This is a genomic window from Variovorax sp. OK212, assembly GCF_900112425.1.
Lineage (GTDB): Bacteria > Pseudomonadota > Gammaproteobacteria > Burkholderiales > Burkholderiaceae_C > Variovorax.
Window position 1 is genome coordinate 556,022 of the sequence record NZ_FOLP01000003.1, and the last position, 23,194, is coordinate 579,215.

Below are 23,194 nucleotides of genomic sequence, written 5' to 3' on the forward strand. Positions count from 1 at the left end.
CGCAGTTGCGGTCGCTTGCGCGTCCGGAAACGGCCAGCGCCGAAGCGCGTGCGCCCGCACGATGAGGTTTTCGCCTGAAGCCCATCCGCCCATCTGCTCATCCGTCCCTCCGTATGTCCGCCCCCCTGCCCCGCCCCTTCCTGAACCTGGCCTGGTCCAACCTCGCCGCCCAGTCCGCCGAACAGCTGAGCCTCGCGGCCGTGCCGCTGATCGCAGTGCTCGCGCTCGGCGCCGGCCCGGGCGAGATCGGCTTTCTCGCGGCGGTGCAAACGCTGCCCTTCCTGCTCGTGTCGATGCCCATGGGCCTGCTGGCTGATCGCATGTCGCGCCGGCGCCTGATGGTGGGGTCCGAAGCGTTGCGGGCCGTGTCGCTGCTCGCGCTGCTCGGCCTGCTGCTGGCGTCGAAGCTGGGCATCGCGTGGCTCGCGGTGCTGGGCTTTCTGGGCGCCGTCGGCACCGTGGGCTTCAGCGTGGCGGCGCCCGCACTGGTGCCGTCGCTGGTGCCGCGCGAGGCATTGGCCCAAGCCAACGGCCGGCTCGAACTCGCACGCAGCGCGGCCTTCACCGCCGGCCCCGCACTGGCGGGCGCGCTGGTCGCATGGGCGGGCGCGTCGGCGGCGTTCGTGCTGGCCGCCGTGCTGTCGGCCGCGGCCGTGGGCCTGCTGCTGCGGCTGACAGAGACACCGCGCGCGCCGGCCTCCGGCAGGCACCCGTTGCTGGAGGTGCGCGACGGCGCGCGCTTCGTCTGGCAAAGCGAGCTGCTGCGCCCGATGCTGATGACCGGCGCGGTCTTCAACATCTCGTGGTTCGTGCTGCAGGCCGGGTACGTGCCGTATGCGGTGCGTGTGCTGGGCCTTGGCGCGCAGGCGGTCGGCATGACGCTGGCGATGTACGGCGCGGGCATGGTGGTCGGCGCGCTGCTGACCCCGCGCGTGGTGGCGCGCCTGCCGTTCGGCCGCGCGATCCAGGTCGGGCCGGCGGTTGCGGTGCTTGCCGCGGTGGCGATGGCGGCCACGCTCGCCGTGCCGGCCGCGTGGCTGGCCGCGCTGTCGTTCTTCCTGTTCGGCGCCGGGCCGATGGTCTGGGTCATCACCTCGACCACATTGCGCCAGAGCGTGACGGCCGCGACCATGCTGGGCCGCGTGTCGGCCGTGTTCCTCACGATCAACGCGGGTGCACGGCCCATCGGCGCGGCGCTGGGCGGCGTGGTGGGCGCGGCATGGGGCGAGCCGGCCTGCCTGCTGCTGGCGCTGGCCGGCTTCGTGCTGCAGGCCGCGATCATCTTCGCCTCGCGCATCGCCACGCTGCACCGGCTGCCGGTGGCAGCCGTGTGATGTAGCCCCAGGCTCAGAACTCGTAGCCGACCCCCAGCCCGAGGTTGAAGCGCTGCGCGCTGACACCACCGTTCAGCTTGTAGACCCACTTGCCGTTTTCCGAGCGCTGCGAGAACCCGATGGCCAGTGCGCTGTAGCCCGAGTAGTAGCCCACGCCCACCGACATCAGGCTCTTGCCGGGCGTCATCGATTGCGGCAGCGAGCTCATGGCGGTGGCCATTGCCACGCCCGAGTACGCGATGCGCGCCACGTCGCCGATCTGGCCCTGCAAGCGGTTCTGGATGCCCTGCACCTGGCCGACGGTGGCGGCGTCGTTCGGCAGGATGCCCGGCGCCACGTTGCCGATGCGCGTGCCATTGGGCGCCTGGCCGTTGCCCAGCGTGACCTGGTTGTAGTTGATGGAACCGTCGGGGTTGGTGGCGTACTGCACGCCGCCCGCGGCCACCGCGTTGGCCGTGGCCTTCAGCTGCGAGATGTTGGCGGCGTCGCTGTCGGCCGTGCCCCCCGCCACGCCGGTGATCTGGCGGAACTGCCCGCTTGCCGGGTCGCCCACCGACACCGCGGCCTGCGTGCTGTTGGTCGCCCGGATGGCCGCGGCCTGCTGCGGCGTGGCGCTGGCCGGCACATAGGCCGCCACGCCCGCCGCGGTCGATGCCACCGAGTTCGCGCCCAGCGCCACGCCGCCGGTCTGTTGCACCACCGCGCCGAACCCGATGGCCGTGCCCTGCGCAATGCCCGCCGCCTTGCTCAGCGGCGTGCCGCCCGCGTCCGCGTTGTCGCCCACCGCCACGCCGCCGCCGCCCGCTCGCGCATTGGCGCCGATGGCCTGCGAGCCCGTGGCCAGTGCGCCCGAGCCGATGGCGATCGCGTTGGCGCCGGTCGCCTGCGCGCCGAAGCCCACCGCCACGGCACCGTCCGCCGTGGCCTTCGCGCCGTTGCCCGCGGCGAAGGCATTGGCCCCGCTGGCCACCGCCTGCGGCCCGATCGCCACCGCCTCCTGCCCGGTGGCCGACGCGTCGCCCGCGGCCGAATTGGCGTGGAAGTACTTGGTGCCCGTGTTGTTGATGTTGGTGATGCTGGTGCTGAGGTTGCCGACATTGCTGTTGGCCGTGCTCAATCCGGTCGACAGGCTGTTGAACCCGGTCGTCGCGCCGATCACGCTGGTGGAGAGGCTGCTGAGGCCGCTGTTGGTGGTGCTGAGTCCGCTGGACAGACTGCCGACGTTGCTGTTGGTCGTGCTCACGCCGGTGGACAGGCTGGAGATGCCGCTGGTCGCCGTGCTCAGCCCCGTCGAGAGGCTCGAGATGCCGCTGGTGGTGGTGCTCACCGCCGTCGACAGGCTGCCCACGTTGCTGTTCGTCGTGCTCAGGCCTGTAGACAAGCTGGAGATGCCGCTCGTGGCGGTGCTCAGCCCGGTGGAGAGGCTGCCGACATTGCTGTTGGTCGTGCTCAAGCCGGTCGACAGGCTGCCAACATTGCTGTTGGTGGTGCTCAGGCCCGTCGACAGGCTGCCGACATTGCTGTTGGTGGTGCTCAATCCCGTCGACAGGCTGCCGACATTGCTGTTGGTCGTGCTCAAGCCGGTCGACAGACTTCCCACGTTGCTGTTCGTGGTGCTCAAGCCGGTCGACAAGCTGCCGACATTGCTGTTGGTGGTGCTCAATCCCGTCGACAGGCTGCCGACATTGCTGTTGGTCGTGCTCAAGCCGGTCGACAGACTTCCCACGTTGCTGTTCGTGGTGCTCAAGCCGGTCGACAAGCTGCCGACATTGCTGTTGGTGGTGCTCAATCCCGTCGACAGGCTGCCGACATTGCTGTTGGTCGTGCTCAAGCCGGTCGACAGACTTCCCACGTTGCTGTTCGTGGTGCTCAAGCCGGTCGACAAGCTGCCGACATTGCTGTTGGTCGTGCTCAAGCCCGTCGACAGGCTGCCGACGTTGCTGTTGGTAGTGCTCAGGCCGGTCGACAGGCTGCCGACGTTGCTGTTGGTGGTGCTCAGGCCCGTCGACAGGCTGCCGACATTGCTGTTGGTGGTGCTCAGGCCCGTCGACAGACTTCCCACATTGCTGTTCGTCGTGCTCAGGCCCGTCGACAGACTTCCCACATTGCTGTTCGTCGTGCTCAAGCCGGTCGACAAGCTGCCCACATTGCTGTTCGTCGTGCTGAGTCCCGTGGACAAACTGGAGATGCCGCTTGTCGCCGTGCTGAGCCCGGTCGACAGACTGCTCACATTGCTGTTGGTCGTGCTCAAGCCCGTCGACAAGCTCCCCACGCTGCTGTTCGTCGTGCTCAGTCCGGTGGACAGGCTGAAGATGCCGCTGTTGGCTGTGCTCAGGCCTGTGGAGAGGCTCGAGATCCCGCTTGTCGCGGTGCTCAGACCGGTGGACGTCGAGGTCGACAAGCTGTCGATGCTGCTGGTCGCGGTGCTGAGACCGGTGGACAGGCTTTCGATGCCGCTGGTTGCGGTGCTCAGGCCCGTCGAAGTCGAGGTCGACAAGCTGCTCACGTTGCTGTTCGTCGTGCTCAGCCCCGTGGACAAGCTCGCGATGCCACTCGTTGCCGTGCTCAAGCCCGTCGAAGTCGAAGTCGACAGGCTGCTCACATTGCTGTTCGTCGTGCTCAGCCCCGTGGACAAGCTCGCGATGCCACTCGTTGCCGTGCTCAAACCCGTCGAAGTGGAAGTCGACAAGCTGCTTACGTTGCTGTTCGTCGTGCTCAGCCCCGTGGACAAGCTCGCGATGCCGCTGGTTGCCGTGCTCAGGCCTGTCGAAGTCGAGGTCGACAGGCTGCTCACGTTGCTGTTCGTCGTGCTCAGCCCCGTGGACAAGCTCGCGATGCCACTCGTTGCCGTGCTCAAACCCGTCGAAGTGGAAGTCGACAAGCTGCTTACGTTGCTGTTCGTCGTGCTCAGCCCCGTAGACAGGCTGCCGATGCTGCTGCTCGCGGTGCTCAACCCGGTCGAGGTCGACGTCGACAGGCTCGACACGTCGCTCGACACCGTGCTGATCGCTGTCGACAGGCTGGCGCCGCTGGTGCTCAGTTGCGCAACCGTCACCGCATCCTGCGGCGCCGAGCCGTCGGCCACGTTGGTGACGCGGCGCAACGCGCCGGGCGCGCCCACCGAGACCTCCGAGGCCGGGGCGGCCGTGCCGGTCAGGAAGCCCGTGCCCGTGGGGGCCGAGGCGCCCGTGATCGAGCCCGACCCGATGGCCACGCTGTTCGCGTACTGCGCATTGGCGTTGGCACCGATGGCGATGGCATTGGCCGCGAGCGCCGCGGCGGTGTTGCCCAGCGCCACCGCGCTGCTGCCCACGGCCTGTGACTGGTTGCCCAGCGCCACCGCGCCGTCGCCGTTCGCGACGTTGTCCGCGCCCACGGCCACCGCGCCGGTGCCGGTGGCGCTGTTGGGGTCGCCGATGGCCACCGCGCCATTGCCCACCGCCGTCTGCTTGCGCCCGATGGCGACCGCGCCGCCCGTCGCCGTGCCGCCGTTGGCCGTGGTGCCGTCGGAGCCGATGGCCACGTTGCGCCCGGTCGCGCCACTGACCACGCCGTCGCCCTGCGCAATGCCGAACGCGCCGCTCACAGTGGCGCCGCGGCCCACGGCAATGCCCGACGTGGCGCCGGCCGCCACGCTCGACTGGCCACCGATGGCAACGGCGTCGGGTGCCGCAGCCGCAGCGCCGCCGCTCGCGTTGCTGCCCAGCGCCGTGGCGCCGAGCGCGCTGGCGTTCGCGGTCCGGCCGATGGCGGTGGAAAAGCCGCCGGTGGCGGCCGCGCCCGAACCGATCGCGATGTTGCGGGTGGGCGTCGTGGAGCCGGCCGAGCCGGCCGTGGCGTTGGAGCCCAGCGCGATGTCGTTGGTGTTGTACGCAAAGGAGCCGCCGAGCGCGATGGCGTTGTCGCCGTACGCCTGCGCGAACGCGCCCAGCGCGGTGCTGCTGGCACCGCGCGATTCCGAAGAGGTGCCGATCGCCACGCCGTTCTGCTTGGTGGCCAGGGCGGCGTAGCCGAAGGCGGCCGAGGTCTGGCCCGAGGCGTTGGTCAAGGTGCCGAAGGCCGTCGAGGCGCCGCCGGTGGCTCTTGCGCTGGTGCCGAAGGCCGTCGACGGCGCCGTGCCGCTCGCATCGCCGATGGCGAGCGCGTTGGTGCCGAAGGCGATGTCGTTGCCGAAGGCGGCATTGGCGGCGCTGCCCAATGCGATCGAGCGCGCGCCGTTGGCCGTGGAGCCGTCGCCGAAGGCCAGCGCGGCCTGCCCGTTGGCGTTGTTCGCGTTGCCGATGGCGACGGCGCCCTGTCCGATGGCGTTGTTGTTATTGCCCAGGGCCACGGCACCGGTGCCGGTGGCGGTGTCGGGGTCGCCGATGGCGACCGCACCGTCGCCCGTGGCCTTCTGCCCGCGCCCGATGGCCACGGCGCCGCCGGCCGCCGAGCCGCCGTTGGCCGTGGTTCCGCCGGAACCGATGGCCACGTTCTGCCCCGTGGCGCCGCTCACCACACCGTCGCCCTGCGCGATGCCGAAGGCGCCTCCGACCGTCGCGCCACGGCCGACCGCAATGCCCGAGGTGGCCCCTGCCGCCACGGAAGACTGGCCTCCCAGCGCGATGCTGTCCGCGGCCGCGGCCTGCGCGCCCTTGGTCGCATTGCTGCCGATGGCGATCGCCCCCGCGCCTGAGGCCGTGGTCGAGTTGGCGACGCTCAGCGGCGTGACGCCGTCGCCGCCCGCACCGCCGATGGCGACGGCGTTCAGCGCCGAGGCGTTGGCGCCGAAGCCCATGGCAATGCTCGAGATGCCGCCCGCCGACGCCTCCAGGCCGAAGGCCGCGCTCCAGTGCTGCGCGGTCGCGAGGAAGCCGAAGGCCGCGCCGCCGATGCCCGTGGCCTTGGCGAAAGTGCCGTACACCACGCCGGAGCTGAAACCGCCGCCGCTCGCGCCGCAACCGGCAATGACCGAATAGGCGCCCGAGCCGTCCTGTGCGGGTGAGCCGACGCCGCCCGGCCCGTCGGTTGTCGCGCCCGGATTCACCCGGCCCGGTGTGCCGGACGCCGCCGTCGTGCAGGTGGAGCTCGTCAGGATGAGGTCCGCCAGCGCCGATCTCGGCCAGGCCTGCATCACGATGAACGCGGCGGCCGCCAGGGCGAATACCACCGGTGGCCGTTTGCCCGTGCGGCTCGGCTTGCCGCGCGCCATGCTGGTTTCGGGAACGGCCACCCAGGCCCCCAACGACGCATTCCACGCGCTGCGAAATGTCTTGTTCATGTGCCACGCCCTTTCTCTCGGGACCGACCACAGCGCTGTCGTCAGCGCTTGCTGGACTCCCCTGAAGATCGGGCGGGCCGTGGGCCGCCGGATTTGGCTGGGTCGCGGCGAGCCTTGTTCGCCGGCCTGGATTGCATGACCGCGCAATGTAAGCCGTTCCGGCTAAAAAAGAAGCGCGCGGAGTGCATATGTCCTACGGCCTAAGCCCGCAGGGAGGCGGCGGCACGGGCGGCCGGGCCCGGGGCCCGCGCGTCAGAACAGCGAAGCCGTCCCGTTGGGGCGCGCGTCCTCGATGTCGAGCATGCGCAGCTTGGTCAGCGCGCCGCCGCCGGCCGAGAAGCCGCCGGGCTTGTTGCCCGCCGCCAGCACGCGGTGGCACGGCACCACCGGCGCGAAGGGGTTGTGTCCCATCGCCTGCCCCACAGTGCGCGCGAGGCCCTTGTCGCCCAGCTCTTCGGCAATGTCGCCGTAGGTGCGCGTCTGCCCCGGCGGAATGCGCCGGGCGATGGCGTAGATGCGCTGGTGAAGCTCCGACACGCCGCGCATGTCGAGCACGATGTGGCCCAGGTCGTCGTGCACGCCCTGCAGCAGGCCTTGAATGGCGGTGATGGCGCACTGCGCCGTCTCGTCGGGCGGGCCTTCGTGCAGCGCCGGAAAGCGCCGTTTCATGCGCGCCCGCGTGGCCTGTTCGCCGTCGTCGGCGGGCAGTTGCACGCCGACCAGGCCCTGCGGGCCCCACGCCAGCGCACACATGCCGATGGCCGTCTCGAACAGGGCGAAGCCGGTCATGGCGCCTCCTGCAGCGCATGCTGGCGCGACGCCAGCACCGCGCCCATCCACAGCGCGATCGCCGAGGCCACCAGGCCGCGCGCAAGGCCGCCGGCACCGTCGGAAATCCAGCCGGTGACGGTCGGCCCGACGATCTGCCCGGCCGCGAAGACGATGGTGAACATGCTGATGCCCTGCACCCAGCGCGCCGGCGGCAGGTTGTGGCGCACCAGCGCGGTGGTCGAGGCCACCACCGACAGGAACACCCCGCCGAACAGCACGCCCGACACCAGCGCCACCGGCGCCGAAGGGCTCAGCACCGGCAGCAGCGTGGCCACGCCGAGCAGGCCGTTCAACAGCGCCTGCGGTTGCCCGCCGCGGTAGCGGTCGAGCAGCCCGGCCCACAAGCGCGACGAGGCCACGCAGGCGACGCCCAGCAAGGCATAGAACAGCGTGACGAAGCCGGCGCTTGCGCCCTGCTCTCGCAGCAACGCGATCACGAAGGTCATGTAGCCGATGTAGCCCATGCCGAACAGCGCATAGCCCGCGAGCGCCCAGCCGAAGCGGCGCAGCGCGACCGGCGGCGCGTGGGTGCTGGCCGCTGCCGGCGATGCATGCGCCGGCCGGTCGGGCATCGCGCGCCCGGCCCAGGCCAGCAGGAACGTGGCCGCCGCGCTCGCGACCGCCAGCGCCCACCAGGCCCAGGTCCAGCCGTGCGGCACATCGGCCGCCGCGCGCAGCACCTGCGGCACCAGCAGCGCGGACAACGCAATGCCGAAGCCCGTGCCGCCGTAATAGATGCCCAGCAGCAGGCCGCTGCGCGAAGACCCCCCCTCGCCGAGCCGCGCGGCCAGCAACCCGCCCGCCACGAACACCCAGGCGCTGGCCACGCCGGCCAGCAGCCGCTGCAGCAGCAAGGCCGGCGCGGCGGTCACGAAGCCGCTGCCGGCCATGAAGACACTGGCCAGCACCGCGCCCCACACCAGCAGCCGCGTGACACCGAAGCGCCGCATCAGCGCGGGCGTGATGAGCGCGCCGATCAGGTAGCCCACCGCGTTCGCGGTGTTCATGCCGCCGGCCAGCGCATAGCTCCACCCCAGGTCGGCGCGCATGGGCGGCAGCAGCAGCCCGTAGGCAAAGCGGGTGATGCCCAGCGACACGGCCGCGCCCATCGACAGCGCGAAGGCCAGCCGCAGCACGGGCTGCGAGGGAACGGGGGAAGTGAGCGTGGTCGACATCGGAACGGGGTGGCGCGCCTATTCTGCGGCAGCCCGCCCGTTCGTGCCCGCTCCTGCCCGCCCCCTGCCCGGTGCCGCCATGACGCCCGTCAAGCCTCGCCCGCCGGATCGACGTGCAGCAGGTGCCGCTCCAGCAGCACCGCCACGTGCACCGCCTCGCGCTTCGCGCCGTCCTCGATTTGGTGGCGGCAGCTGGTGCCGTCGGCCACCACGATGGCGTTCGGCTGCTTGCGGATGGCGGGCAGCAGGCTGGCCTCGGCCATCTGCATCGACACCTCGTAGTGGCTGGCCTCGTAGCCGAAGCTGCCGGCCATGCCGCAGCACGAGCTCTCGATGAGTTCGGGCTGCGCGCCCGGAATCAGCTTGAGCACCTCCATCACCGGGCTCACCGCGCCGAAGGCCTTCTGGTGGCAATGGCCGTGCAGCAGGATGGGCGCCTCGGCCGGCTTCAACGCGATCTCGAAGCGGCCCTGCTTCACTTCGCGCGCAATGAACTCCTCGAACAGCAGCGCGTGCCTGGCCACCATCTCGGCCTTTTCGCCGAAGCCCATCACCAGCGTCTCGTCGCGCAGCGTGAGCAGGCAGGACGGCTCCAGCCCGACGATGGGCACGCCGGCGCGCGCCAGCGGCACCAGCGCGTCGATCAGCGCCTCGGCCTTCTTCTTCGCCTCGTCGACCATGCCGCTGGCCAGGAAGGTGCGGCCGCAGCAGTGGTGCCCGCCGCGCTTCTCCACCGTGTGCAGCACATAGCCCGCCGCCTGCAGCACGCGCGCGGCCGCAAAGGCGTTCTCGCTCTCGAAGGTGCCGTTGAAGGTGTCGACGAAGAGCACCGCCGCCTTGCCGCCGCGCCGCGCGATCGACAGCGCCACGTCGCGCTCGACGAACAGCCCCGGCTCGTCGGCCTTGGCGCGCCAGAAGGTGTCGCTGCGCCATGCGGGCAGCGAGCGCTTCGCGGAAAAGCCCAGCAGCTTCTCGCCGAGCCACGCGGCGCCGGGCACGCTGTTGCGCAGGTTCAGCAGCCACGGCATGCGGCTGGCCTTGTGCGCGTAGTCGGGCAGGTTGGCCACCAGCCTGTCCTTGAGCGTATGGCCGTGGCGCTTCTTGTAATGGTCGAGGAACTCGACCTTCATCTTCGCCATGTCCACGCCCGTGGGGCAGTCGCGCTTGCAGCCCTTGCAGCCGACGCACAGGTCCATGGTGTCGTGCATGGCCTCGCTGGTGAAGGCGTCGGGGCCGAGGTGGCCCGACAGCGCCAGGCGCAGCGTGTTGGCGCGCCCGCGCGTCAGGTGCTGCTCGTCGCGCGTCACGCGGTAGCTGGGGCACATGGTGCCGGCGTCGAACTTTCTGCAGTGGCCGTTGTTGTTGCACATCTCCACGGCCTTGGCCAGGCCGCCGGTGCTGTCGCCGCCGGTGCCCGGGGCGGTGGTCACCTCCGTCACGGGGTCGGCGTTGACGTTCCAGCCCGACCAGTCGAGCACGGGCTTGAGTTCGATGCGGCGGTACGGCTTGGGCGCGGTGGGCGGCGCGAAGCGGAACAGCGCGCCGTCGTCCATGCGCGGCGGGTCGATGATCTTGCCGGGGTTGAACAGGCCGATCGGGTCGAGCTTGCGCTTGATCGAGCGAAAGGCCTCGTTGATGGCCGGGCCGAACTGCCATTCGATCCACTCGCCGCGGCACAGGCCGTCGCCGTGCTCGCCGCTGAACGCGCCCTTGTACTTGCGCACCAGCGCGCTGGCCTCTTCCGCGATGGCGCGCATCTTGGCCGAGCCGTCCACGCGCATGTCCAGGATCGGCCGCACGTGCAGCGTGCCCACCGAGGCATGCGCGTACCAGGTGCCGCGGCTGCCGTGCCGGGCGAACACTTCGGTGAGCGCGTCGGTGTACTCGGCCAGGTGCTCGAGCGGCACCGCGCAGTCTTCGATGAAGCTCACCGGCTTGCCGTCGCCCTTCAGGCTCATCATGATGTTGAGGCCCGCCTTGCGCACCTCCCACAGGTTCTTCTGGCGCGCGTCGTCGGGCATCTCGACCACGCTGCCCGGCAGGCCCAGGTCGCCCATCAGCTCGACGAGCTGCTTGAGCTGCGGCAACAGCGAGGCCCTGTCCGCGCCCGAGAACTCCACCAGCAGGATGGCCGCCGGCTTGCCGATGAGCGCCGTTTCCACCGTGGGCCTGAACGCCGGGTTGGCCAGGCTCAGCTCGATCATGGTGCGGTCGACCAGCTCCACCGCGGTCGGCCCCAGCTTCACGATGTGCTGCGCGGCGTCCATGGCCGCGTGGAAGGTCGGAAAGTTGACGATGCCCAGCACCTTGGCGCGCGGCAGCGGCGCGAGCTTGAGCGTCAGGCTCCTGGTGTAGGCCAGCGTGCCCTCGGACCCGATGAGCAGGTGCGCCAGGTTCACGGAACCGTCGGCCGTGTAGGGGCGCTCGCTCTGGTTGTCGAAGATGTCCAGGTTGTAGCCCGCCACGCGGCGCATCACCTTGGGCCAGTGCTCGGCCATCTGCTCGCGGTGCTGCCGCGCGAGGCCGCGCACGAATTGCGCAATGCCCGCGGCGCGCACGCCCAGCGTGCCGACCGGGCCGAAGTCGACCAGTTCGCCGTTGGACAGCCACGCGCTCGCGCCCAGCACGTTGTGCACCATGTTGCCGTAGGCAATGGAGCGCGAGCCGCACGAGTTGTTGCCCGCCATGCCGCCCAGCGTGGCCTGCGCGCTGGTCGACACGTCCACCGGGTACCACAGGCCGTGCGGCTTGAGCTGCGCGTTGAGGTGGTCGAGCACCAGGCCGGGCTCGACGGTGGCGGTGCCCTCTTCCACGTTCACGTCGAGCACGCGGCGGAAATGCTTGCTGTTGTCGATCACCAGCGCCGCGCCCGTGGTCTGCCCGCACTGGCTGGTGCCCCCGCCGCGCGCGAGCACCGGCACCTTCAGGTCGCGGGCGATGTCGATGGCGGTGGCAATGTCGCGCTCGCTGGTCGGCACGAAGGCGCCGACCGGCGTGATCTGGTAGATCGACGCGTCGGTGGCGTAGCGCCCGCGCGAACCGTCGTCGAACAGCACCTCGCCCTGCGTGTCGGCGCGCAGGCGGCGCGCGAGCAGCTCGCAGGTGTCGTTGGGCGGAAGAACGGTTCCGGCTGGCTGCATGTGGCTGGCGGGATCGATGCGCATGGTGGGGCTTTGGTTTTTTTGGAGGGGGAAGCTCGGCGCGGGTCAGCTTGTCTTCGTGACGGGATAGATCTCGCCGGCGCGCAACAGCTCCAGCACGGTGTCGCGCTTGCGCAGCACGTGCGCCACCAGCACCTTGCGCATGGCGGCGGCGTCGCGCCTGGCGAGCGCGTCGATCATCTGTTCGTGCTCGTCCACCGCGTGCTTCCACTTCGCCTCGTTCTGGTTGGTGCGAAAGCGCAGCGACTGCACGCGGGCGTTGATGGAGCGATAGGTGTTCGACAGCACCGGGTTGGCCGCCGCGTCGTTGATGGCGGTGTGGATGCGCGCGTTCAGGCGGTAGTAGCCCGACAGGTCGCGCCGCGAGAAGCAGGCCAGCATTTCGTAGTGCAGCGCACGCACCTCGGCCAGTTCCTCTTCGGTGATGCGCTTGGCCGCCAGCTCGCCCGACATGCCCTCGAGCATGGCCAGCACCTCGAAGGTGTTGAGCACGTCGGCCTCGGTGAGCTTCACGGCCACCGCGCCGCGGTTGGGCAGCAGGTCGACCAGCCCTTCGGCCGCGAGCAGCTTGATGGCCTCGCGCAGCGGCGTGCGCGACACGTTGAGCTGCAGGCACAGCTCGCGCTCGTTGAGCTTGGCGCCGGGCGCGATGCGCCCTTCGACCAGCATGGTGCGCAAGCGCGACGCCACCTGGTCGTGCAGCGCGAGCCTGGAGATTTCGATGATTTCTGCGGTCATGGTGTGTTCCCTTGTTTGCATTTTGAATGCAAAAATTCGGGCTCACAACCCAAGTAGATCAGGGTAAACCATCAAACAAAAATGCATTTTGAATGCAAAACTAAAAAGCGAAAGGACAGTCCATGCTGCAACTCGACATCCACCCCACCGGTCGCCACTTCCTCCAGATTCCCGGCCCGAGCCCGGTGCCCGACCGCATCCTGCGGGCCATGAGCCTGCCCACCATCGACCACCGCGGGCCCGAATTCGGCACGCTGGGCCTGAAGGTGCTGGGCGGCATCCAGCAGATCTTCAAGACGAAGCACCCGGTCGCGATCTACCCCGCGTCGGGCACCGGCGCCTGGGAGGCCGCGCTCGCCAACACGCTGAGCCCCGGCGATCACGTGCTGATGTACGAGACCGGCCACTTCGCCTCGCTGTGGCAGAAGATGGCCACGCGCCTGGGCGTCTCGACCGAGTTCCTGGCGTGGTCGGGCGCCGACGCGCAACTGCCCAACGCGCCCAGCTGGCGCCGCGGCGTGCAGGCCGAGCTCATCGAGGCCCGCCTGCGCAAGGACACCGAAAAGAAGATCAAGGCCGTGTGCGTGGTGCACAACGAGACCTCCACCGGCGTCACCTCCGACATCGCCTCGGTGCGCAAGGCCATCGACGCGGCGGGCCACCCCGCCCTGCTGATGGTCGACAGCATCTCGGGCCTGGCGAGCGCCGATTTCCGGCACGACGAATGGGGCGTGGACGTGACCGTCAGCGGTTCGCAGAAGGGCCTGATGCTGCCGCCGGGCATCAGCTTCAACGCACTCTCGCCGCGCGCGCTCGAAGCCGCAAAGCACGCCAGGCTGCCGCGCGCCTTCTGGGCCTGGGACGAGATCGTCGAGATGAACAAGGACGGCTACTGGCCCTACACGCCCAACACCAACCTGCTGTACGGCCTTTCCGAGGCGCTGGACATGCTGCTCGGCGAAGGGCTGGACAACGTGTTCGCGCGCCACCAGCGCTGGGGCGCGGGCGTGCGTGCGGCGGTCAATGCCTGGGGCCTGCCCATTCAGTGCGCCGACCCGGCCGTGTACTCGCCGGTGCTCACCGGCGTCATCACGCCCGAAGGCGTCGATGCCGACGCGCTGCGCCGGCTCATCCACCAGCGCTTCGACCTTTCGCTGGGCACCGGCCTGGGCAAGCTCAAGGGCCGCATGTTCCGCATGGGCCACCTGGGCGACAGCAACGACCTGACGCTGGTGGCCATGGTCGCGGGCGTCGAGATGGGCATGAAGCTTTCCGGCATCAAGCTGGCCGGCAGCGGCGTGCACGCGGCGATGGACCACTTCGCCAGCCACTCGGCACCGGCCGCGCTGCAGAAGGCCGCATGACCGCGCCCAGGCACACATAGCCACGCAGCGCCCCGGCGCGCATCGGATTCCAACCCACAACGGAGACAAAGAAGATGCAAAGACGTTCCCTGATCCAGGCCGCGGGCGCCGCGGCCGCCACGCTGGGCGTGCCCCGGCTGTTCGCGCAGGAGTGGCCTTCGGGGCCGGTGCGCATCGTGGTCGGGTTTCCGCCGGGCGGCGGCACCGATGCGCTGGCGCGCGTGGTCGCGCAGAAGCTCACGATCATGTGGGGCCAGCAGGTCATCGTGGAGAACAAGGGTGGCGTGGCCGGCGTGCTCGCGGCCGACTACGTGGCGCAGCAGCCCGCCGACGGCAGCACGCTGCTCATGGCCCACATCAACAGCCACGCGCTCGCGCCCAGCCTGCAGCCCAAGCTGCGATACAACGTGGAGCGCGACTTCGTGCCGATCGTGTTGGTGGGCGTCACGCCCAACCTGCTGATCGCCAACCCGGGGCAGAAGGCACTCACGGTGAAGGACATCGTGGCCACGTGCAAGGCCACGCCGGGAACGGTGAGCTTCGGCTCGGCCGGCGCGGGCTCGGCGCAGCACCTGGCACTGGAGATGTTCAAGCTGCAAGGCGGTGTCGATGCATTGCACGTGCCGTACAAGGGCAGCGGCCCGCTGCTGGCGGACCTGATGGGCGGGCAGATCCAGTACAGCTTCGAGACCATGACGGCGGCCACGCCGCATGTGAAGAACGGCCGCGTGATCGCGGTTGCGCAAACGCGCACCAAGCGCGCCAAGGGCCATCCGAACGTGCCCACGATGCAGGAGCAAGGCTTCCAGGGTTTCGAGGCGACCACGTGGTACGGCCTTGCGGGCCCGGGCAAGCTGCCGGCGTCGATCGCGCAGAAGGTGAACCGCGACGTGAACACCGTGCTGGCCATGCCCGACGTGCAGGAGCGGCTGGACACCTACGGCGCGGAAGACGGCGGCGGCTCGCAGGACAAGTTCAAGCAGTTCATCAGCACCGAGATCGCGAAATGGGCGAAGGTGGTGAAGGACGGCAACGTGCACGTGGAAACCTAGGCCGCAACTGACAGAATCGCCGGATGAACCCCTCTCAGACTGCCCTCACCGATGCCCTGGTCGCCGCGCGCCGCGGCAACCGCACCCTCGACGCCTCGCCCTGGACCGACACGCTCGCCACCGGCGCCCAGGCCTATGAAGTGCAGGACGCCGTCGCGGCCGCGCTCGGCTGGTTCGACGGCCAGCCCGTGCCCGGCACGTGGAAGTCGGGCGGCGGCTCGCGCACCGCGACGCTCACGCACGCACCGCTGCCGCCGGCCGGCGTGCGGCGGAGCCCGGCGGACTTCGGCGACCTCTCGTTCAACGCGCCCGGCATCGAAGCCGAGGCCGCGCTGCGGCTGGGCCAGGACGTCACGCCCGCGCAAGCCGCCAAGCTCGATCACGACAACGCCGCATCGCTCGTCGACGCCATGACCGTCTCGGTCGAGATCGTCGACTCGCGCTGGCAAGACCTCGCCGCCACGCCCGCCCTGCTCCGGCTGGCCGATTCGCAGGTGCACGGCGCGCTGCTGCTCGGCGAGTGGAAGCCGTACGCCGCCGTCGACTGGGCCTCGCAGCGCTGCGAGGCCAAGGTCGGCGATGCAGACACCGTGGTGCGCGAAGGCACGCATCCGCTGGCCGACCCGGCCTGGCTGCTGCCGATCTGGCTGCGCCACCTCACGCGCCACGGGCAGACCGTGCCCGCGGGCACGGTGGTCACCACCGGCTCGTGGGTCGGCATCCTGCCGTGCCGGCGCGGCGATCAGGTGACGGTGGAATTCCCCGGCATCGGCGGCGTGCGACTGAGCGTGTAACGCCCGCCGCCCACGCCCGAACAGGCCACCAGGAAGTCGAGCACCGCCCGCACCCGCGCGGGCAGCGTGCCGGCCTTGCCGATGTACACCGCGTGGATCGGCTCCACCTCGCACGGGTTGAACTCCTCGAGCAGCGGCACCAGCCGGCCCGCGTCGATGTCGTGCTGCACGTGATACAGCGACAACCGCGCCACGCCCGCGCCCGCCATGGCCAGGTGGCGCAGCGTCTCGCCGTCGCTCGCGCGCACCGGGCCGGCCACCGGCAGCCATACCGTGCGGCCGTCCACGCGCAGCGGCCAATCGGGCGAATTGCGCCGGAAACTCCAGCCCAGCCGGTTGTGCGCTTCCAGTTCCTGCGGCGTGCGCGGCGTGCCGTACCCCGCAAGGTAAGAAGGCGCCGCCACGATGGCCTGGCTGGTCTCGCCGAGCCGCCGCGCCACCAGCTCGGAAGAAGGCAACTGGCCCCAGCGGATCGCGATGTCGGCGCGCTCGTCCATCAGGTCCACGATGCGGTCGGTCAGCGCGATGTCGAGCGTGATCTGCGGGTGCTGCTCCAGCAGGCGCGGCACCAGCGGCACCAGCCGGTGCTGGCCGAAGGACACGCTGGCGTTGATGCTCACCCGCCCGCGCGGCGCCGCACCGGCGGCGGCACAGCGCTCGGCCTCGTCCATGTCGGCCAGCACGCGCGTGCTGCGCTCGTAGAACGCGCTGCCTTCGGGCGTGAGCTGCAGCTTGCGCGTGGAGCGGTGCACCAGCTGGATGCCCAGGCGCAGCTCGAGCCGCGCCACCAGCTTGCTCACGGCCGACGGCGTCATGCCCAGCAGGCGCGCCGCCGACGAGAACCCGCCGGACTCCACCACCTGCACGAAGGCTTCCATCTCGCCGGAGCGGTTGACGTCGATGCGCGGCATGGCTCTTTTCTCCGGCTGTTCTGTGAGTTCAAGTCACAAGTCTGTGTACTGGCGGCATTCTAGTCATCGAAGCCGAATGTCTTCACAGTACAGGGCATCATGCCAATCGCTCTCCTCGCCCTCACCGCCGGTGCCTTCGGAATAGGCACCACCGAGTTCGTCATCATGGGCCTGCTGATGCAGGTCTCGGCGGACCTCCACGTCTCCATCACGGCCGCCGGCCTGCTGATCTCGGGCTATGCGCTCGGGGTTGCGGTGGGCGCGCCCGTGCTCACCATCGCCACCCGCAAGCTGCCGCGCAAGACCGTGCTGCTCGCGCTGATGGCGATCTTCACGCTCGGCAACCTCGCCTGCGCGCTGGCGCCCACCTACGAGATGCTGATGGCCGCACGCGTCGTCACCTCGCTGGCGCACGGCACCTTCTTCGGTGTCGGCTCGGTGGTGGCCACCGGGCTGGTGGCGCCCGAGCGGCGCGCCTCGGCCATCGCGATCATGTTCACCGGCCTGACCGCCGCCACGCTGCTGGGCGTGCCGGCCGGCGCATGGCTGGGCCTGCAGTTCGGCTGGCGCTCGGCCTTCTGGGCGGTGACGCTGATCGGCGTGCTGGCGTTCGCGGTGCTCGCCGTGTTCGTGCCGCGCGTGAAGGGAGAAACCAGGCCCGCGCCGCTGCGTGAAGAACTGGCCGTGCTGGCGCGCCCGCAGGTGCTGCTGGGCCTGGCGATGACGGTGCTCGGCTTCGCCGGCGTGTTCGTGGTGTACACGTACATCCAGCCGCTGCTCACGCAACTCACGGGGCTGTCTGAATCGGCGGTGTCGCCCATCCTGCTGGTGTTCGGCGGCGGGATGGCCGTCGGCAACATCTTCGGCGGCAAGCTGGCCGACCGCGCGCCGATGGCCGCCGTGCTCGGCACGCTGGTGGTGCTGGCCGCGGTGCTGGGCGCAATGCAGTTCACCATCGGCACGCCGTTCACCGCGGTGGTGTTCGTCGGGCTGCTGGGCGTGGCCTCGTTCGCGACCGTGGCGCCGATGCAGTTGCGGGTGCTCGAGAAGGCGTCGGGCGCGGGCCAGAACCTGGCGTCCAGCCTCAACATCGCGGCCTTCAACCTCGGCAATGCGCTCGGCGCCTGGGCCGGCGGCGTGGTGATCGACCACGGCCCGGGGCTGCGCGCACTGGGCTGGGTGGCCGCGCTGCTCACGCTGGCCGGCCTGGCGATCGCGCTGTGGAGCCGCGCGCTCGACAAGCGCGAACCGCGCGGCGAGCTGGCCGATTGCGCTTCGGCGCAGGCCTGAGCGGGCCGGTGTCGCGCACCCGCCTCGGGTGCAGGCGCCAGTGCAAGCGCAGAATCCGCGCACTGCCCTTGCCTTCGACGCCATGCCGACCCCACCCCGCATCCCCGATGAACACCAACGACTCGAGGCCTGGCACGACGGTTCGGCCATCTGCCTGATCGCCTCGGGCGCGCACGGCGACCCGCTCGATCTGGGCGAGCACGAGGTCGAAGCGCTGATCGCGCGCCTGCAGGCCTGCCTTCGCGAAGAACGTGGCGGGCGTGCCGCCAGCATGGCCACCTCCACCTCCACCTCCACCTCCACCTCCACCTCCACCGCCGTGCGCCCCGCTGCTGCCGCGGACGCGCACGCCCTCGCAGCGCTCTCCATCCAGGTCTGGCTTTCCACCTACGCGACCGAAGGCGTGAACGACCTGCTCGCGCGCTACGTGTTCGACACCTTCACGCCCGCCAGTTTCACCGCGCTGGCCGAGGACCCGCGGGCCGCGCTGCGCGTTGCGGAGGTCGACGGCCAGCTTGTCGGCTACGCGCTCGTGCGCTTCGGCGCGGAGCAAGCGCTGGAGCCCGCGTGCGACACCGAACTCTGCAGGCTCTACGTGCAGGAGCCGTTCACCGGCGCCGGCATCGGCGCGGCCCTGCTCGAAGCGGCGCGCACCGCCGCGCGCGAGCGCACCGGCCGCGATGCGCTGTGGCTCGCGGTCAACGCCGGGAATCGGCGCGCCAGCCGCTTCTACGAGAAGCAGGGTTTCGTCGTGAAGGGCCGCACGTGGTTCGCGCTGGGCGAAGCGCGTCACGAGAACCACGTTCTCGGCCCGCGCTGAAAAGCGCTATTGCGCCTCGGGCGCCTGGTCGGCCCGCGCACCGCCGCCCAGCATCAGCGGGTCGCGCGGGCTGCCCGGCGGCAGGAAGAACTCGTAGCGGTTGCGCCCCGCCGCCTTCGAGTTGTAGAGCGCGGCATCGGCGCGCGCCAGCAGCTCTTCGGCGGAGGCCGAGGTATCGGCCGCGCGGTGGAACGCGATGCCGATGCTGGTGGTCACGGCGATGGTCTGGCCCTCGACCACGAACGGCAGGGTGCCGATGCGCTCGACGATCTTTTCCGCCACGGTCGCAGCCGCGTGCGGGCCGCTGAGGTTCTCCTGCACCAGCACGAACTCGTCGCCGGCCAGCCGCGCCACCTTGTCGGTGCCGCGCACGCTGGCCATCAGGCGCCGCGCGTACTCGACCAGCACCGCGTCGCCCAGCGCGTGGCCGAAGGTGTCGTTGATGGTCTTGAAGCGGTCGATGTCCAGGAACATCAGCGCCATCGCGTTGCCGGTGAGCCGCCCGCGCAGCACGGCGTCGGGCAGGTACTCGTTGAAGGCCAGGCGGTTCGGCAAACCGGTGAGCGTGTCCATGCGCGCCAGCTCGATGAGCTGGTGCTCCACCAGCTTCAGCGCGGTGATGTCGAGCGCCAGCGAGAAGATGCCGTGCGTGAGCCCGTCCGCGCGCACGTCGGGCACGTAGATGACCTGCGTGATGCGCTCGAAGCCCTTGCGCTGCGTGCGCGCCTCGAACTCGACGCGCTCGCCCGCCAGCGCGCGCGCCAGCATGGGGCGGCGCGCCAGGTACACGTCGCGGCCCGCCACGTCCTGCAGGTGGCGCCCCAGCAGCTGCATCGGGTCGAGCCCGAGCCATTCACGGCTGGTCGCGTTGGCGAAGGTGATCTTCTCGTCGCGGTCGATGTAGGTGATCAGCGCCGGCATGTTGTCGGTGATGGTGCGCAGGCGCAGCTCGCTCTCGGCCTGGCGCAGCTCCGCTTCCTTCAACGCCGTGATGTTGAAGCTCATCAGGTAGAAGCCCACCACCTCGCCGCGCGGGTTGGTGTCGGGGATCAGGTTGACCTGGAAGTAGCCCTCCTTGCCGCGCATGGGCGCGCGCACCGGAAAGCGCACCTTCTTGCCCGAGAGCATCACCGGCAGGTAGGGCTTGTGCTGCTCGTACATCGCGTCGCCCAGCGCCGCGCGCAAGGTGACGCCCTCGATGGGCTTGTCGCCCAGGCCCGCCATCTGGCGCGCGCGGATGTTGCCGAACAGGCAGTTCTGGTTGCGGTCGAAGTAGCCCACCAGCGCGGGGATGTTGTCCGTCACGTCGCGCAGGCGCTTTTCCTGCTCGGCCACGGCCTTGCGGATGTTGCCCTCTTCGGTGATGTCGAAGGTCATCGCGAACACGCCGCGCACCGCGCCGTCGGCGTCGAGGTCGGGAATGTAGTGGGCCTGGTAGGTGCGGTGGCCGATGCCCAGCGAGGGGTCGCCCGTCTTCTCGAGGATCACCGTCTCGCCGGCCAGCGCGCGCGCGAAGTACGGCTCGACCACGGCGTAGTTGCCGCCGCGCGACTCCGGCATGGAGCGTCCGACCAGCTGCGCGCCGTTGTGCAGCGCCAGGATGCGCGCATTGACGAAGGTGTAGCGCAGCGAGGCATCCACATGCGAGACCATCGCCGGGATGTTGTCGGCAATGGTGCGCAATTGCGCCTCGCTGTGCGCAAGGCTGAGTTCGCTGGCGTGGCGCTGGGCCATCAGCGCGTCGAAGGTGCGCGCCAGGTCGCCGATCTCGTCGCGCGCGTAGCTGGCCGGCGGCCGTGAAATTTCGCCCGGCGACTGCTGCGCCGACTGCATGTGCCGGTGCAGCTCGGCCAGCGGCTTCAGCCGACGGCGCATCACGACCAGCGCCAGCGCCCCGGCCGACAGCGACAGCACCAGCGCGCCAAGCAAGGCGCCGCGCTCGATGGCTTCGATGCTGGCGAAGGCCTCGGCGCTCGGGTACATGGCGCCCACGATCCAGTTGGTGCGCTCGGTGCGGTCGAAGGCGTAGAGGCTGGGCACGCCGGCCTCGTCGGCGCCCTCGCCCGTGCCTTCGAAGCCGGCCATTGCGCGCAGGATCTCGGGGTTGCCGCCCTTGCCGCCCCTGTCCTTCACGTTGTTCAGGATGCGCGCCAGGTCCGGGTGGTCGACCACCACGCCGTCCGTGGTGAAGATGAACAGGTAGCCGCTCTTGCCGAACCTCACGTCGCCCAGCGCGCCCAGGATGTTGCGGTCCTTCAGGTTGATGGCGCCCGAGATCACGTAGCGCACCGCCCCGGCACCGTCGATCACCGGCTGCGTGATGGCCACCTGGGCCAGCCCGTTCAGGCGGTTGCGGTAGGGCTCGGACACCATGCCGGTCTTGTTGGCCACGGTCTGCTGGAAGTAGGCCCGGTCCTTGACGTTGACGCTGCCGTTCTTCAGCGCGCCGTTCAGGTTGGCCACCAGGTTGCCGTCCATGTCGAGCAAGGCCACGTTGTCGAAGGCCTGGCGCAGCGATGCGTGCTTTTCAAGGAAGCCCTGCAGCGGCTGTGCGTCGGCGAAATCCTGCGTCTCGATGCTCTCGGCCAAGGTCTGCAGCAGGATGTGGCGGCTGCCGAGCTTCTGGTCGATGGCGTCCGAGATGGCGCTCACGCGGCCCAGCTGCTCGGCCGCGATCGAGGCGCGCATGCTGCTCTTGACCAGGTGCAGCGCGTAGGTGGCGATGGCGAAGGTTGCGGCCAGGACCACCGCGGCCACGCCCAGGCTCAGGCGCGTGTGCAAGCCGAAGCGGATTTTCGAAAGGCCGGGTTCGTTCATTGATCTGTGTGAGGGCCGGTGCGTGGCCGGCGGGAGTTACCGGTAGAGAGTATCGGTGTCTTCTACGTACCGCGGAAGACTTTGGATGTTTGCGGGCGCTCGCGCGCAACGGTACGTGCAAGTTCCTGCCGGTCGCATTCGACACGCCGCGGCCGCTCGTCCGGCACCGGTACATCCTGTTTCCGAATGAAGCAGAAACTATTAGTTTTTGGCATGTGTATTGCTGCACTGCAGCACAAGCAGATGGCACGCCCCAAAGATGTGCCGCGACAGCGGAGACGCCGGTCCATCCGACCTTCACGTCAACGATTGCGAGGCGCTCATGAACGCAAGCACTGTCCGGGAATCCGACGAACTCGCGCACGCCGAGGCCACCGGCTGGTTTCGCCGCCTGCGGCGAAAAAGCGGCAAGGGGCCGGCACCGAAGGAGTCCGGCGAGTCGCTGGTGCCGCGCCTCGCGGGCTACGCGCTGCTGGCCTTCGTGCTGTGGCTGGTCATCACCACGCTGATCCAGCCGCTGGTGTCGCGCCAGGCCACGCGCACCGTGCTGCAGGCGCCGGTGCTGCTGGTCACCTCGCCCATCAGCGGCGTGGTCACGCGCATGACGGTGCGCGCCTCCGACAAGGTCGAGGCCGGCGCGGTGGTGGCCACGGTGCAGAACCCGACCATCAACCGCGACATCCTCACCACGCTGACCACGCAGCGGCTGGCGCTGCAAAGCCAGGTGGCGCAGCTGGCCAACCAGCTCAACGCGTCGAACGAGGAGCTGCAGTTCGTCGAGCAGCAGGTGAAGCTGTACCGCACGGCCTCGATGGCGCAGACGCGCGACGCGTGGCAGGTGGCGCAGCGCCAGCGCGAGGTGGCGCTGAGCAGCGTGGCCGAGCAGGAACTGAAGGTGCGCCACACCTCCGCGATGCTCGACGAAGGTGCGGTGAGCCCGCAGGCCATGGACGCCGCGCAGGCGCAGCTGAGCATCTCGCGCGCCAGTGCCGCCGTTGCCGAGCAGGCCTATGTGGGCCTGGGCCAGAGCGTGGCCAGCGCGAGCCGCGGCGTGTTCGTGGGCGGCAGCGGCGCGACGGTGTACCAGACGCTGGCGAACCGCCGCGAGACGCTGGCCGGCGACATCGAGCGCGCGCAGCACGACAGCCAGGCGCTGCAGCAGCAACTGCGCGAGGTCGCCGCGCTCGAGACCGACGAGCGCCGCCGCATCGAGCGCATGGCCGCTTTCGAGGTGCGCGCCATGCAGCCCGGCCAGGTGCACACGGTGCTCATGCCGCAGGGCAGTTACGTGCCGCAGGGCGCCACGCTGGTGCGCATGATCGACTGCAGCCGCATCGAGGTGGTGGCGGTGTTCCCGCCGCGGGTGGCCAGGCGGCTCGACATCGGCTCGACGATCGCGGTGAAGACCGATGACGGCCGCCCCGAGGTGTCGGCCCGCGTCACGCAGATCCTGCCGGTGGCGCCGGAAGACTTCCAGAGCCGCTATGCGGTGCCCTTTCCGTTCGCGGAACAGGGCTCGGTGTATGCCGTGGCGCACATCGAGGCCGCCATGCCGGAGTGGCTGGAGCAGCGCGGCCTGTGCGCGCCGGGCAAGGTGGTGTCGGCGAGGCTGGCCTCGTAGCGCGCATCGCGACGCCGCATGAGCCG

Annotated in this window: 14 protein-coding genes; 7 read left to right on the forward strand and 7 right to left on the reverse strand. The window is 70.1% G+C overall.

Translation table 11 applies throughout. The features are described 5' to 3' along the window. The first annotated feature begins 113 nt into the window (after positions 1-113). Positions 114-1,334: an MFS transporter gene (locus tag BM004_RS13070; protein ID WP_093213818.1), complete on the forward strand. Its 1,221-nt coding sequence runs from the start codon at positions 114-116 to the stop codon at positions 1,332-1,334. A gap of 13 nt (positions 1,335-1,347) precedes the next feature. Here the strand turns inward: BM004_RS13070 and BM004_RS13075 are convergent, their stop codons facing one another. The 5 genes from BM004_RS13075 to BM004_RS13095 all read right to left on the reverse strand — a co-directional run bounded on the left by BM004_RS13075 (position 1,348) and on the right by BM004_RS13095 (position 12,499). Continuing rightward, positions 1,348-6,594 carry an ESPR-type extended signal peptide-containing protein gene (locus tag BM004_RS13075; RefSeq protein ID WP_093213821.1) on the reverse strand — a complete coding sequence of 1,749 codons (5,247 nt, stop codon included), beginning with the start codon at positions 6,592-6,594 and terminating at the stop codon, positions 1,348-1,350. A gap of 252 nt (positions 6,595-6,846) precedes the next feature. Beyond that, complete coding sequence (locus BM004_RS13080) at positions 6,847-7,383, reverse strand: methylated-DNA--[protein]-cysteine S-methyltransferase (protein WP_093213823.1); 537 nt, start codon at positions 7,381-7,383, stop codon at positions 6,847-6,849. Further along, positions 7,380-8,600, reverse strand: a complete 1,221-nt coding sequence (locus BM004_RS13085) for a YbfB/YjiJ family MFS transporter (RefSeq protein WP_093213826.1) — start codon at positions 8,598-8,600, stop codon at positions 7,380-7,382. The genes BM004_RS13080 and BM004_RS13085 overlap by 4 nt, the downstream gene beginning before the upstream one ends. Before the next feature lie 89 nt (positions 8,601-8,689). Beyond that, a complete protein-coding gene (locus BM004_RS13090) occupies positions 8,690-11,764 on the reverse strand; it encodes an FAD-binding and (Fe-S)-binding domain-containing protein (protein WP_093213829.1) in 3,075 nt (1,024 codons plus the stop codon). A gap of 42 nt (positions 11,765-11,806) precedes the next feature. Beyond that, complete coding sequence (locus BM004_RS13095) at positions 11,807-12,499, reverse strand: GntR family transcriptional regulator (protein ID WP_093213832.1); 693 nt, start codon at positions 12,497-12,499, stop codon at positions 11,807-11,809. Positions 12,500-12,621: 122 nt separating this feature from the next. On the opposite strand from BM004_RS13095, the gene BM004_RS13100 reads away from it, so the two are divergent. The 3 genes from BM004_RS13100 (at position 12,622) to BM004_RS13110 (ending at position 15,709) form a co-directional block, all read left to right on the forward strand. Continuing rightward, complete coding sequence (locus tag BM004_RS13100) at positions 12,622-13,863, forward strand: pyridoxal-phosphate-dependent aminotransferase family protein (protein ID WP_093121700.1); 1,242 nt, start codon at positions 12,622-12,624, stop codon at positions 13,861-13,863. A gap of 74 nt (positions 13,864-13,937) precedes the next feature. Continuing rightward, entirely contained in the window at positions 13,938-14,915 is a 978-nt protein-coding gene (locus tag BM004_RS13105; RefSeq protein WP_093121698.1) for a tripartite tricarboxylate transporter substrate binding protein, read from the forward strand. Positions 14,916-14,938: 23 nt separating this feature from the next. Next, a complete protein-coding gene (locus tag BM004_RS13110) occupies positions 14,939-15,709 on the forward strand; it encodes a fumarylacetoacetate hydrolase family protein (protein ID WP_093213834.1) in 771 nt (256 codons plus the stop codon). Here the strand turns inward: BM004_RS13110 and BM004_RS13115 are convergent. Continuing rightward, positions 15,658-16,620 carry a LysR family transcriptional regulator gene (locus BM004_RS13115; RefSeq protein WP_093213837.1) on the reverse strand — a complete coding sequence of 321 codons (963 nt, stop codon included), beginning with the start codon at positions 16,618-16,620 and terminating at the stop codon, positions 15,658-15,660. The genes BM004_RS13110 and BM004_RS13115 overlap by 52 nt on opposite strands. Positions 16,621-16,719: 99 nt before the next feature. On the opposite strand from BM004_RS13115, the gene BM004_RS13120 reads away from it, so the two are divergent. Beyond that, positions 16,720-17,910, forward strand: coding sequence for an MFS transporter (locus tag BM004_RS13120; protein WP_093213839.1), 1,191 nt, complete (start codon positions 16,720-16,722; stop codon positions 17,908-17,910). A gap of 82 nt (positions 17,911-17,992) precedes the next feature. Next, positions 17,993-18,730 carry a GNAT family N-acetyltransferase gene (locus BM004_RS13125; RefSeq protein WP_256219880.1) on the forward strand — a complete coding sequence of 246 codons (738 nt, stop codon included), beginning with the start codon at positions 17,993-17,995 and terminating at the stop codon, positions 18,728-18,730. A gap of 6 nt (positions 18,731-18,736) precedes the next feature. Here the strand turns inward: BM004_RS13125 and BM004_RS13130 are convergent, their stop codons facing one another. Continuing rightward, the gene (locus tag BM004_RS13130) at positions 18,737-21,547 is read right to left on the reverse strand and encodes a PAS domain-containing protein (protein ID WP_093213841.1); all 2,811 of its coding nucleotides are present in this window, start codon (positions 21,545-21,547) and stop codon (positions 18,737-18,739) included. 322 nt (positions 21,548-21,869) lie between these two features. Between BM004_RS13130 and BM004_RS13135 the strand changes: the two genes are divergently transcribed. Then, positions 21,870-23,168 (forward strand): HlyD family secretion protein, encoded by a 1,299-nt coding sequence (locus tag BM004_RS13135; protein WP_093213844.1) that lies wholly within the window; start codon positions 21,870-21,872, stop codon positions 23,166-23,168. The last annotated feature ends 26 nt before the right edge of the window (positions 23,169-23,194 follow it).

Coding starts and splice junctions, on each gene's coding strand:
- BM004_RS13090 (WP_093213829.1), bottom strand. CDS start 11,764: ATGCGCATCGATCCCGCCAGCCACATGCAGCCAGCCGGAACCGTTCTT.
- BM004_RS13105 (WP_093121698.1), top strand. CDS start 13,938: ATGCAAAGACGTTCCCTGATCCAGGCCGCGGGCGCCGCGGCCGCCACG.
- BM004_RS13135 (WP_093213844.1), top strand. CDS start 21,870: ATGAACGCAAGCACTGTCCGGGAATCCGACGAACTCGCGCACGCCGAG.
- BM004_RS13070 (WP_093213818.1), top strand. CDS start 114: ATGTCCGCCCCCCTGCCCCGCCCCTTCCTGAACCTGGCCTGGTCCAAC.
- BM004_RS13085 (WP_093213826.1), bottom strand. CDS start 8,600: ATGTCGACCACGCTCACTTCCCCCGTTCCCTCGCAGCCCGTGCTGCGG.
- BM004_RS13080 (WP_093213823.1), bottom strand. CDS start 7,383: ATGACCGGCTTCGCCCTGTTCGAGACGGCCATCGGCATGTGTGCGCTG.
- BM004_RS13125 (WP_256219880.1), top strand. CDS start 17,993: ATGCCGACCCCACCCCGCATCCCCGATGAACACCAACGACTCGAGGCC.
- BM004_RS13075 (WP_093213821.1), bottom strand. CDS start 6,594: ATGAACAAGACATTTCGCAGCGCGTGGAATGCGTCGTTGGGGGCCTGG.
- BM004_RS13130 (WP_093213841.1), bottom strand. CDS start 21,547: ATGAACGAACCCGGCCTTTCGAAAATCCGCTTCGGCTTGCACACGCGC.
- BM004_RS13095 (WP_093213832.1), bottom strand. CDS start 12,499: ATGACCGCAGAAATCATCGAAATCTCCAGGCTCGCGCTGCACGACCAG.
- BM004_RS13120 (WP_093213839.1), top strand. CDS start 16,720: ATGCCAATCGCTCTCCTCGCCCTCACCGCCGGTGCCTTCGGAATAGGC.
- BM004_RS13100 (WP_093121700.1), top strand. CDS start 12,622: ATGCTGCAACTCGACATCCACCCCACCGGTCGCCACTTCCTCCAGATT.
- BM004_RS13110 (WP_093213834.1), top strand. CDS start 14,939: ATGAACCCCTCTCAGACTGCCCTCACCGATGCCCTGGTCGCCGCGCGC.
- BM004_RS13115 (WP_093213837.1), bottom strand. CDS start 16,620: ATGCCGCGCATCGACGTCAACCGCTCCGGCGAGATGGAAGCCTTCGTG.